The 10,920-nt window shown below is 33.3% G+C and carries 13 protein-coding genes and 2 pseudogenes; 13 read left to right on the forward strand and 2 right to left on the reverse strand.

Annotated features, from left to right (window positions below):
* Positions 1–27 precede the first annotated feature (27 nt).
* From cntE to CN326_RS06710, 4 genes are all read left to right on the forward strand, one after another.
* The gene (cntE, locus tag CN326_RS06690; protein WP_098307509.1) at positions 28–1,206 is read left to right on the forward strand and encodes a staphylopine family metallophore export MFS transporter CntE; all 1,179 of its coding nucleotides are present in this window, start codon (positions 28–30) and stop codon (positions 1,204–1,206) included.
* 121 nt (positions 1,207–1,327) lie between these two features.
* Positions 1,328–1,522, forward strand: a complete 195-nt coding sequence (gene fbpA / locus CN326_RS06695; protein ID WP_098307511.1) for a Fur-regulated basic protein FbpA — start codon at positions 1,328–1,330, stop codon at positions 1,520–1,522.
* A 702-nt stretch (positions 1,523–2,224) separates the two neighbouring features.
* Positions 2,225–3,013, forward strand: coding sequence for a methyltransferase domain-containing protein (locus tag CN326_RS06705; RefSeq protein ID WP_098307513.1), 789 nt, complete (start codon positions 2,225–2,227; stop codon positions 3,011–3,013).
* 84 nt (positions 3,014–3,097) lie between these two features.
* Positions 3,098–3,595 carry an 8-oxo-dGTP diphosphatase gene (locus CN326_RS06710; RefSeq protein WP_098307515.1) on the forward strand — a complete coding sequence of 166 codons (498 nt, stop codon included), beginning with the start codon at positions 3,098–3,100 and terminating at the stop codon, positions 3,593–3,595.
* 23 nt (positions 3,596–3,618) lie between these two features.
* Here the strand turns inward: CN326_RS06710 and CN326_RS25390 are convergent, their stop codons facing one another.
* Positions 3,619–3,792, reverse strand: coding sequence for a hypothetical protein (locus CN326_RS25390; protein WP_369680108.1), 174 nt, complete (start codon positions 3,790–3,792; stop codon positions 3,619–3,621).
* Positions 3,793–4,083: 291 nt separating this feature from the next.
* Here CN326_RS25390 and CN326_RS24550 point away from each other — a divergent pair, with 291 nt between their 5' ends.
* The 8 genes and pseudogenes from CN326_RS24550 to CN326_RS24995 form a co-directional block, all read left to right on the forward strand.
* Positions 4,084–4,317 (forward strand): hypothetical protein, encoded by a 234-nt coding sequence (locus CN326_RS24550; protein ID WP_098307517.1) that lies wholly within the window; start codon positions 4,084–4,086, stop codon positions 4,315–4,317.
* 70 nt (positions 4,318–4,387) lie between these two features.
* On the forward strand, positions 4,388–4,951 hold the full coding sequence (locus CN326_RS06720; RefSeq protein WP_098307519.1) for a GNAT family N-acetyltransferase: 564 nt from the start codon (positions 4,388–4,390) through the stop codon (positions 4,949–4,951).
* Between the two features lie 191 nt (positions 4,952–5,142).
* Positions 5,143–6,120 carry a hypothetical protein gene (locus tag CN326_RS06725; RefSeq protein ID WP_098307521.1) on the forward strand — a complete coding sequence of 326 codons (978 nt, stop codon included), beginning with the start codon at positions 5,143–5,145 and terminating at the stop codon, positions 6,118–6,120.
* Between the two features lie 63 nt (positions 6,121–6,183).
* The gene (locus tag CN326_RS06730) at positions 6,184–6,804 is read left to right on the forward strand and encodes a histidine phosphatase family protein (protein ID WP_098307587.1); all 621 of its coding nucleotides are present in this window, start codon (positions 6,184–6,186) and stop codon (positions 6,802–6,804) included.
* Between the two features lie 132 nt (positions 6,805–6,936).
* Positions 6,937–7,641, forward strand: a complete 705-nt coding sequence (gene mtnN / locus CN326_RS06735) for a 5'-methylthioadenosine/S-adenosylhomocysteine nucleosidase (RefSeq protein WP_098307589.1) — start codon at positions 6,937–6,939, stop codon at positions 7,639–7,641.
* Positions 7,642–7,697: 56 nt separating this feature from the next.
* Positions 7,698–8,102: a DUF3221 domain-containing protein gene (locus tag CN326_RS06740; protein ID WP_176524542.1), complete on the forward strand. Its 405-nt coding sequence runs from the start codon at positions 7,698–7,700 to the stop codon at positions 8,100–8,102.
* 168 nt (positions 8,103–8,270) lie between these two features.
* Positions 8,271–9,191, forward strand: coding sequence for a UDP-N-acetylmuramate dehydrogenase (gene murB / locus CN326_RS06745; RefSeq protein WP_098307593.1), 921 nt, complete (start codon positions 8,271–8,273; stop codon positions 9,189–9,191).
* 44 nt (positions 9,192–9,235) lie between these two features.
* Positions 9,236–9,424, forward strand: a pseudogene (locus CN326_RS24995) (NADH-flavin reductase); the annotation flags it as partial.
* Positions 9,425–9,957: 533 nt separating this feature from the next.
* On the opposite strand, the gene CN326_RS06750 reads toward CN326_RS24995, so the two are convergent.
* Positions 9,958–10,509, reverse strand: a complete 552-nt coding sequence (locus CN326_RS06750; protein ID WP_098307595.1) for a GNAT family N-acetyltransferase — start codon at positions 10,507–10,509, stop codon at positions 9,958–9,960.
* A 217-nt stretch (positions 10,510–10,726) separates the two neighbouring features.
* Here CN326_RS06750 and CN326_RS06755 point away from each other — a divergent pair.
* Positions 10,727–10,920 (forward strand): annotated as a pseudogene (locus CN326_RS06755) (IS6 family transposase); the annotation flags it as partial.

Here is a 10,920-nt window from a genome sequence, read left to right on the forward strand (position 1 = left end):
TACAGATTTTAGAGAGGAGAAAATATTGTGAGTGGAGCGATGTCATGGCCTTTTTTACGTTTGTATCTGTTGGTTCTTCTTTATTTTAGTGCCAACGCTATACTAAACGTTATTATTCCTTTACAAGGGAAAACATTAGGAGCCAGCAATACAACAATTGGCTTGATCATGGGGGCATATTTGTTTACAACTATGTTCTTTCGACCATGGGCAGGTCAAATTATTCAGAAGCATGGACCGATAAAAGTGTTACGCGTTATTCTTATTCTCAATGGTTTTGCTTTAATACTATATACGATTACTGGATTAGGGGGCTATCTAGTTGCCCGTATGTTGCAGGGGGTGTCGACAGCCTTTTTTTCTATGGCATTACAGATAGGCATTATTGATGCATTACTAGAGAAGGATCGCTCTCAGGGCATTTCACTTTATTCTTTATTTTCTTATGTACCAGGTATCATTGGCCCCATACTGGCATTAGGTATTTGGCAAGGGGGGATGGATTACTTTACAGTGGTGATGATAGCAATTGCCTCCTTTACAGGATTGTTTGGCTATAGTGTTAAGATTGACAAAGTAGAGAATCAGCCTGTTACAAATAATACTAAACAGGGAGTAAGTTTGTTTAAATCCTTTAGTCAGTTAGTAAAAAATCCGTTTTTGTTTAAATGCAGCGTTTTAATGTTAGTTGCATCCATTGTATTTGGAGCAATTACAACCTTTATACCACTGTACGCTATGCAATTAAAGGATGGAAATGCCGGAATTTATCTCATGCTTCAGGCAGGTACCGTTGTTTTGACTCGTTTTACTTTAAGAAAAAAAATTCCTTCAGACGGAAAATGGCATTCATCTTTTATTATGGGAACTATGCTTCTTTTAGCAATAGCGGCGCAATGTGTAAGCTTTTCTATAAATGGTGGAGTTATCTTTTTCTATGTTGGCGCCATTTTAATGGGAATAGCTCAGGCACTCATCTATCCAACATTAACAACATATTTAAGCTTTGTCTTGCCTCAGATGAATCGCAATGTGTTACTTGGTTTATTTATTGCGATGGCAGATTTAGGTGTTTCTTTAGGTGGTGTCATTATGGGGCCTGTATCTGATTTTTACTCATACTCAACTATGTATATGATTTGTACTATTTTAGGTATGACGATGTTCTTTTTTGCCTATGATCGCCGAAAGATATTTGCCGGATGAGGAGTCGATCAAAAGTATCATTTTACGTTTTAAATAGTAATTGTTACGATTTATATATTTCCTAAAAGGCTGTATACTTTAATTAATAATAATTATCAATTAAAGGGAGAGGATTCCTTTTATGAGCACAATATTACGTGAAGTAATACAAATCAGAAAAGAATTTTTAAGCATAGGTGTATATAAAAAAGAGAATACTCAGCTATATGAGCTTTGTCTTGGTGATTTAGAAAGAGAATATAGGTTATTTAAAGAGAAGAGGAAAACGAGTGAAAAAGAAAATATTAAAACAATTAAAATAAAAGCCATATTTTAAAGGATAAAATCCTCATAGAGAAAGATCTACAAAAAATTGAAGTAGAAAATTAAAACCAAATAAGTAAGAACAAGCTTGATATAGAGAAAGAAGCAAGTTTAGATTTATATCAGCTTTATTCATGTCGAGATTTACTTAGTATACGCTAAGCGATTTTTCACATAGAAAAAGCTGATTCCCTGTACGCTAAGGACATCGGCTTTTGTTCATTTCATTATGCTTTAACGTATTTCCGAAAGAAGTCCCCATCTTCAAGCGCGTGACGGGCAAGAGCCCAGCGGTAAGGTGGGGATGAATTTCGGTTAGGCATAGCCTAACTGATTTGTAAGAACTGCCAATTGTTCGTATGGTGTATACGTTCCATATCTGACATCTTCACTTGCTTATAGGATTTAGAAGGATTTTGTATATATTGTCCATGTATATCTTGCACGTATACCATTTTTCCTGTAAATCCTGTCGCAAATCCTACTTGTCCAAATACCTTTACTTTATCACCTAAATAAATTCCATCTATATGTGGTGTATTTTTCTTGTTCCGTTTTGCACTTGTATTCTTTGTTTTCCTTCCTTGTAGAAATTATTTTAATAATATGAGAGGATGAAAATAACGAATTTTCATTCTAATATTGGTACAATTGCAGATGAGACTATATGGAAAAATGAATTGTTCAAGGTAAAAAAGTAATGGAGGACGAAGAGATGAATCACCATTTAGAAGAAAGAAAATATACCTTTGATGATATTGTCTACGAATATGAAAAAATACGGCCGACATATCCAGGAGAACTATTTGCTGATATTATTAATTATTCGAAAATTGAAATAGATTCTCCCGTTCTTGAAGTTGGCTGCGGTACAGGAAAAGGGACGGAAGGGTTTGTTCAACTAGGATATAAATGTATTGATTGTGTTGAGCTTGGAGAGCAACTAGCTCAATTTACAGCTGATAAATTCAAATATGAAAAAGACGTTCAAGTGTATCGAAGCGCTTTTGAAGAATGGACTCCGCTGCATAATGAATATTCGCTTGTATTCTCAGCAACAGCATTTCATTTTATTAATCCTGAAATTGGCTATCCGAAAGTGGCGAGTTTGTTACGTAATCATGGGACAATGGCATTCTTTTGGACATATCACATGCAACCTAATACAGAAGTTTTTCGAGAGATTGGAGCTTGCTATGAAAAATATGCACCGCATTTACACCCTAATAAGTTACCAACGCCAGACGAACTAATTGAAGAACGAGAAGGTCTTACAATGCAGCATAATTTGTTTCAAGATTTAGTTGTGAAAACATATACGTGGACTGATACATATAAAAGTGACGATTATATTGCACTATTACATACACAATCTGCGCATCGCTTGCTTCAAAAAGATATAAAAGAAAAATTGTTTCATAGTATTCATAACGTAATCGAAAAACATGGTGGCAAAATTGAAAAACCACAGTTTGTTGCATTGTATTTAGCACGAAAAAAATAATAAGGGATATCTTTAATAAAAATCTAGGTAAGAAACAAAATGTATTCTCTAACAACGAATCTACATAAGAGAGGGAGTTTTTCGATGAGTAATTTCGAATGTAAAATGTTAACGATGTGTATGGTGCAAGATGGAGACAAAGTCTTGTTAATTAATCGCCCTGATCGTTTAGGATTTCCAGGATATATTGCTCCAGGTGGAAAAGTCGAATTTCCAGAAAGTATTGTAGACGGAGCAATCCGAGAAGTACGCGAAGAAACCGGCTTAATTGTAAAAGACATCATTTTTAAAGGGATATCCGAGTTTTGTGAGCCGAATATGAAATTAAGATATATGGTATTTAATTATCTTGCTACATCTTTTGAAGGAAAGTTACTTGAAGATCCACCTGAAGGAGAATTAGTATGGGTGGATATAAAAGATGCGCTAAATTTACCGATGCAAGATTGGTTCAGAAAAAGGTTTCCTCTATTCTTTGAACCCGGAACATTTGAATGGCACTCGGTGTGGGATAAAGAGCGTGATATTACTTTAAATAGGGTGGAAAAACATTATAAAGAATCAGAGTTACATAAAGTGTAAATAATGTATCTCCATTTTATTTTTTAGTTAGATAGAAGATAAATTTTTTTGTGATAAAAATAGAAACAGCCAGGAAATCTGACTGTTTCTATTTTTAGAATAAGGGATATTTCGTTATTTTCTTCATAAGATTCATTTTTATAATGCGATAGTGGGCAAGTAGTGCAATACATACCTCCAAGGATTATACCGGCCAATACATCTAGAGGATAATGTGCACCAACCCAAATTCTCGAAAAGACAATTTACATTCCAAAAATGACCCACATAAACTTATTTCCTCTACTAGATAGCCAAATCGTTACAGTAATTACTGAAGCAGTTGTAGCATGATCACTTGGGAAAGAAGAATTCGCAGTGTAATCAACCGATTATTTAATATGTTGCATAATAAAATTTCACGTAACGTAATGGAAAAGGATTATTTTTTATTATGTAGAATAAAAATGTGATAGCTATAAGCATTTTTTATAAAGAGATCGTATTGAATGAACCAAATTATAAATTCTATCTTGTTAACAGGAAGTTGGGAACTAGATATTCGGCATATGCTAGAACAATTAGTGGAGGAACTCCAACTAGACAAAGAAAGAATCATAGCGTGGGGACTATGTCACTGTATCCTTTCATTTTGGTGGTACATAGAAAGTCATGAACGAGTGCCTGAAGAAACAATTGCTTGTGCTCGCTGGTTTGATGAATTAAGAGTTAGTTTGAAATAGGATTGAACTGTTTAATAAAGAATATAGATCAATTACAAATAAAACTTTAGAAAACTAGGAGTGATTTCCGGTGTGTAATGTTGAGATAAGGAGACCACGAATTGAGGACATTGAAGAGCTAAATCAATTTTTTAGTACAACGATTAAAGATACGTTTGCTAAAGAAGGTTTATCAGAGTTGGTTGATGATATAGAAAAGGAAATTGAAAGTAAGGAACAATACTTGAAATGTGACTTTGATAGCAATGGGAGAAATCGATATTTTTTGATAGCTGTTGATAAAAGTTGTAATAAAGTTATCGGTACAATTGAATATGGTCCAGCTAGTCAACTGATTAACATTTGCACAGATAGAGCACTGAAAGAGTTATATGAGATAGGAACTGTATTTGTACTTCCAGAATATCAAAGGCGTGGTATCGGAACATTACTTTTAAATGCAATGTTTCTCACCCTGTTGAATAGGGATATTAAAGAATTTTGTTTGGATAGTGGATATACAAATGCACAAAAGATATGGAAGAAGAAATTTGGAGAGCCTGATTATTTACTGAAAGATTATTGGGGTGAGGGGTGTGATCATATGATTTGGAAGAGACGCACCGATGATATGTCTATAATATTTAGTAGATGAGTAAAGTGTGCTTTGGGATAGCACTACATCGTCATTAATCTAAGTTTATCCCGCATTAACGAGCAGCAAGACCCCCACTGATGGAAGTTTCACTTTATATAAGTTCAATTTTAGATGAGATTATTAATTTCTTCTTAAGACCTAGTTTCTGAGTTTACAAAAAAATAGAATAGATAGGAGTTCAATTACCATTGAAACAAAAACTATATTCTTATTGTTTACAAGGAAATGTTAATAAAGCTTATGAATATCTCCAAAGTATTGATAATAATATTGGTTTGGGAAAGCTTAAAAAGAAATACTACAACCGTTTTTTTGCTGAAAAACAAGTATTTCAATATAAAACAAAAGATGCTTGGATTAGAAGTGTTATTAGAGTATATTACGAATACTTTATATCCGTCTTAACAAATAGAAAAAATAAAGAAGAAGCAGAAAGTATCTTAGCGGAACACCTTATAGAGTTGTTACCAGGAATTGAAACTACAAATGACCTAGATTCTATTGAAGAAATATTAGCTAAAGAGTTTAAAGCAAGAGGATTTTACTTTCTTGGAGGAGTTACTCCACCCTATAGGGGGCCATACATTTGGAGGAAAGAAGAGAAGGCTGAGTATGAAATTATCCTGCCAAATAAATCTAAAAAGGTTGTTGTATATTTCATGTCAGATTTTATTATGCAGAGCTGGTTGCATTTCGCTACCTTTGGTGGGAGAGCAGCAGGAGGATGGGCATCAAAAAATACCTTATATTGTGTAAAAGAAAGGTATGAAAAAGTTTTAAATAAGCCGGATTTTTTATACTCTTATCTTGCTCATGAAGCGCAACACTTAGCGGACTATGAAGACTTCCCATGTCTTCTTCCCGTAGATTTAGAATATCGAGCAAAATTAGTAGAATTAATTTACCATCCTTTAAATAATAAGGTATTAATGAAAAGGTTTTTATCAGACGCTGATAATAATAGGGAGAATCCACATCCATATTCAAGTTATGTAATTTGTGCTAATTTGTCAAAAGAAATATATAGTGTGGATTATGTGACTGATCCTGAAAGGTGGAGGGAAATCGATTCTAAAATACTTAGTAATGTAGCTCTAGAGTTGTTTCGAAAACATACTAACTTATTAGCCAATCAGGGGAAAGAAAACGTAGAGAGTGTTATTTAAAAGAGGATTACTTAAAAATAAATGATACTGTATTTTGATAGAAAATTGCGGAGGTCCTGAAAAATGAAAATTTTTTTAACGAGACATGGCCAAACAGAATGGAATGTTGAAAATAGAATGCAAGGTTGGAAAGATTCTAAGTTGACTAATGAAGGAATAAATAATGCAATTTCTTTAAGTAAATCATTAAAAGATATAAAGTTTGATACAGTTTATGCGAGTACAAGTAATAGAACGATAGAAACAGCTAAATTTATTATTGGCCAAAATGATACGAATCTCGTATTACACGAAGATTTAAGAGAAATTAATATGGGTGCCTGGGAAGGGAGAACACATGAAGAAATTAAACAATCTTTCCCTACACAATACAAGAATTTTTGGGAAAATCCAACACAATATGAACCAGCTGCTGGAGAAACGTTTGAGCAATTCGTACATAGGGTCGTGTCTATATTTCATACTATTATTTCAAATCATCAAGATGAAAACATTCTAATTGTTACGCATGCTGTGTTTCTCAAAGCATTACTTATGCATGTCAAAGGTAAATCTATTACAAATTTATGGGACCCTCCTTTTCTACATGGTACAAGTTTAACTGTTTTAGAAATGAAAGATGGAAATTATAATATACAGCTAGAAGGAGATACTACACATTTTGATAAGGTTGTAACAATTTAACGAACTGTTAATAGTAGAAACTCTATTTTCGTTTTTTTGTCACCAATTCGAGAATAGGGTCTTTCTAATCTGGGAATTTAGAGCATCAATACAGTTAGGAATTGACATAAATACTAGAAAGGAATGATACCCATGAATCGAATTGCTATCGTTGCAGCATGGGAACCAGAGCTTGCGTATTTACATAAATATTATCCAAGTTATCGTAAAGAAGACCGAGCGGCTTGGGAATTTCATTTTCATAATATGAACGGGATTGAAGTCGTTTCTGTCATAACCGGAGTCGGTAAAGTCCAATGTGCAAGTTGTGTTCAGCTTCTTATTAGTGAATTTCAACCAGAACGACTATTTATGACAGGAATTTGTGGAAGCTTATCAAATAAGGTGAAAAACGGTGATATTGTTGTCGCCACTAAAGTTATGCAACATGATGTAACAGGAGCGGGAACTGGAGCGGATCCGTTTGATTTATATACGGGCAGAGCAGCGTGTATTCAACCTTCGAAACATTTGATTAAAGAAATGAAAAAGTTGCAATTAGTTTATACCTCTCATTATGGTACCTTCATTTCAGGCGATCAACGTATTCGTAGTTCGGAAACGAGAGAATTGCTTCGGACAGTTTACGGAGCGCTTGCGGTGGATCAAGAAGTTGCTGCATTTTCTTACGTTTGTCATGTGAATGGCAAGCCATTTCTTTGCTTAAAAGCTGCTTCAGATCAAGCGAATGATAAAACAGTAGAAGAGCAAAGAGTATTTAAAATGTTAGCTTGTGAGAAAGCGTGCGAATATATAGTTGCATTTTTACTGCATTCTTTTAAAGAAATCAAAGCGTAGGTTTTCTTAACTATTTGTTAATGAATTTTTTAGAAAAGGCATTTTAGGTGATGGAGATGCAAATGAAAAAAAGTATACAAACAGTTGGTACGATTTTATTTTTGGTAATCATCTTCGTGATTGTTTTAGATTGGAAAACAGCTACAGGTAACGAAATAAAAAAGTCTACAACGAAAATAGATAATAATACAGTTTCTAATGGGATAGATGGTTATATCTTGCTTCAGGGAGATACTGTGTTTTTTATCTACGAGAAAAATATTAAAACAGATAACGACAGAAAAAATTTAGAAGAAAGGCTAAAATGGAGCATTCCCGCTGACTCTATTTTGCAATTTAATAATCCAAGTATAAAAAAGGAATTGCAAACGGGTGATAAAGTTAGAATAGAGTGTAGTGAAATACTTGAATCTTATCCTGCAAAGATACGGGTTACAAAGTTAGAGAAAATTCAAGGTTAAGAGAGAGAGGTTTCATGCAATATTTGAAAATATTGATGTAATTATGGATTATTTACTCATTAGAGTTACCAAAAGTGAATAATCAAAAAATAAACAAAATTAGTTATTAGCTTTTTTTTGAAACTAAATATATTATAATGGATAGGAAAAAGTTTTAGTAAAGAGGTTATGAAAATGGATAAAGTATACAACGATTTATTGAACATATTAGATGATAATAAAGTTAAAAAAGATGAACCGTTAAAACGATACACTTTCACTAAAACGGGTGGAAATGCGGATTATTTTGTTTTACCTACTACGTATCAAGAGGTACAAAACGTAATAAAATATGCAAATCAAAATAATATAGATTTCACTATTTTAGGTAATGGTTCAAACATAATTATTAAGGATGGCGGCATTAGAGGGATTGTTCTGAATTTAACTAAATTGACTGATATCTCATTGAAATATAATAAGATAATTGTTCAAAGCGGGGCAACCATTATTGATACTTCTAGATTTGCATTGAAAAATCATCTAACTGGATTAGAATTTGCTTGTGGAATTCCAGGAACAGTTGGCGGAGCAGTATATATGAATGCGGGAGCATATGGTGGCGAAGTATCACATGTTATTGAAAGTGTATTAGTTATAACTAGAGATGGCGAAATTCTTAATTTAAATAAAAATGGTTTAGAATTAGAATACAGAAACAGTTGCATTTCTAGAAAAGGATATCTTGTGTTAGAAGCGACATTTGATTTACAAGAAGGTGAATACAATATAATCAAAGAAAAAATGGATGAATTGACATTTTTGCGTGAATCAAAACAACCATTAGAATATCCTTCTTGTGGTAGTGTTTTTAAACGTCCTCCAGGTATGTTTGCTGGTAAGTTAATTCAAGATAGCGGGTTGCAAGGGAAACAAATAGGAGATGTCCAAGTATCTACTAAGCATGCTGGATTTATGGTGAATGTAGGCGAAGGTACAGCAAGTGATTATGTAAAACTTATCCGATATGTGCAAGAAACGGTAAAATCTAAATTTAACGTAGAGTTAGAAACAGAAGTAAAAATTATTGGAGAAGATTTAGTATCTTAATAGTAAGCGCCTCTCGAAATGAGAGGTGTTTTTTATTTGGGATAAATAAGTATAAAGAATTAGACCTGTTGTTAAAAAGTAATCTTGATTGAACAATTGTACGTTTACCATTTGTAGTAGAAGGAGTTGCTACTAGCAAAATAAAAGAGAGTTTGACGGATATGCCCGGTATGAAAATTTATAATGGTGATATTGCTGATTTTTTAATTAGACAAATTTCCAGTCCTTTATAGGGGTTCAGCCGAGATACGTGTAAAAATAGGTCATAGAGATACAATATTTACCAAATAATTTCTATTTAGGGTTCACAACATTCCCATCAACTTAAGAAAAGTAAACATTCCAAAAGCGAAAAAATGAGCTGAATTCTCAAAATAACTAACTGTAGAGAAAGAAAACTTTCACTTAGAGGTTACTTCAAAAACTTAGCTTGATGACGATGGGGTAGTACCAGCGAAGTTGCTACCACCCGCAATAAGGAAATGTCAAGATTAAAATAAGTTATAATTTTATTACTTCAAACACGTATACCCCCATCCTGTTTAAGGTGGGGGTATATAAGGCAGTTAATTTTTTTATAAAGTATGCTTTAACAATCTAAGTTTTATTCCACAATCATGCCTGTTTGGTGAATATCATTCGTTTAATTCAGTAGGCTGTCACCGAAAACGATTGTCATAAGGCTTCGCCAATGCTCTCTTCCTCGATTAAAGTTAGATTTAAATCTTAAGATAATGAATTAATTACATGCAGGATGTTTGTCCGATTAATAGTTTCTTCTTTCGGAGTTGAACTTATTAAAGTCAGTTTTTAGCATTCCGAATACAATACTATCGGTCCACTCATCTTTATTCCAAAAGCCTTGTATAAAGTGGGCTTCTTTCCTCATCCCAATCCTTCTACATAATTTTCCTGATGCTATATTTCGTGCATCCAGATTCGCTTGAATACGGTGAACTTTTACAACTTCAAATAAATAGTTTATTAGTGCAATAACAGCTTCTGTTGCATATCCTTTTCCAGACACAGATTTTGAAAATGTATAACCAATTTCAACAGTATCTTTCATATCTGTGTACCAAACAGATAGATCGCCAATTACTTTAGCGTCCATTAAGACCGCTAAGCTCAAAGCATTTTCCTTTGTTAATTGATTATTATTTAATTTCTTATCAAATTCCCTTTCTTTATCTTCATGGGTCCATTTATCATGCAAAAGATATTGACATGTTGACTCATCATTATAAATTTCATAAACGTCATTCAGATGATGTTTTTCAAAAGTTTTAATCAGTAGCCGGTTAGTTTCAATTTTCACAAAATCACCTCTTTAAGACAAGAATATCAATACGGGTAAAACGGCACAACTTTCATATTCAATTATGCAACAATCTGGCCCGATTGTTGAATAGAATAACTGTAGCTTTTGACTTTATTACTTTTGGTTCTGGTGCAAAAACTTCAGGACAATTGCAATGAATTTATAAATCTTAGACATACTGATATTATTACTCTAGAAAGGGTGCGTGATCAGTATGGAAAAGGAGAATTTGTTTAAATGGAAGCATTATCAGCCCGAACTAATCTTATTAACAGTAAGGTGGTACCTGCGGTACAATTTGAGTTTCCGTAACCTGGTGGAAATGATGGAGGAAAGAGGATTATCAATTGCTCACACAACGATTATGCGCTGGGTTCATCAATATGGTCCTCAACTAGAAGAGAAAGT

Origin of the sequence: Bacillus sp. AFS018417 (assembly GCF_002560985.1) — a bacterium.
Classification (GTDB): domain Bacteria; phylum Bacillota; class Bacilli; order Bacillales; family Bacillaceae_G; genus Bacillus_A; species Bacillus_A rhizoplanae.

Bases quoted from the DNA above. Each gene is read 5' to 3' on its own strand.
- fbpA (WP_098307511.1), top strand. From the start codon at position 1,328: ATGAGCACAATATTACGTGAAGTAATACAAATCAGAAAAGAATTTTTA.
- CN326_RS06705 (WP_098307513.1), top strand. From the start codon at position 2,225: ATGAATCACCATTTAGAAGAAAGAAAATATACCTTTGATGATATTGTC.
- CN326_RS06710 (WP_098307515.1), top strand. From the start codon at position 3,098: ATGAGTAATTTCGAATGTAAAATGTTAACGATGTGTATGGTGCAAGAT.
- CN326_RS24550 (WP_098307517.1), top strand. From the start codon at position 4,084: ATGAACCAAATTATAAATTCTATCTTGTTAACAGGAAGTTGGGAACTA.
- CN326_RS06730 (WP_098307587.1), top strand. From the start codon at position 6,184: ATGAAAATTTTTTTAACGAGACATGGCCAAACAGAATGGAATGTTGAA.
- mtnN (WP_098307589.1), top strand. From the start codon at position 6,937: ATGAATCGAATTGCTATCGTTGCAGCATGGGAACCAGAGCTTGCGTAT.
- CN326_RS06740 (WP_176524542.1), top strand. From the start codon at position 7,698: ATGCAAATGAAAAAAAGTATACAAACAGTTGGTACGATTTTATTTTTG.
- murB (WP_098307593.1), top strand. From the start codon at position 8,271: ATGAAAATGGATAAAGTATACAACGATTTATTGAACATATTAGATGAT.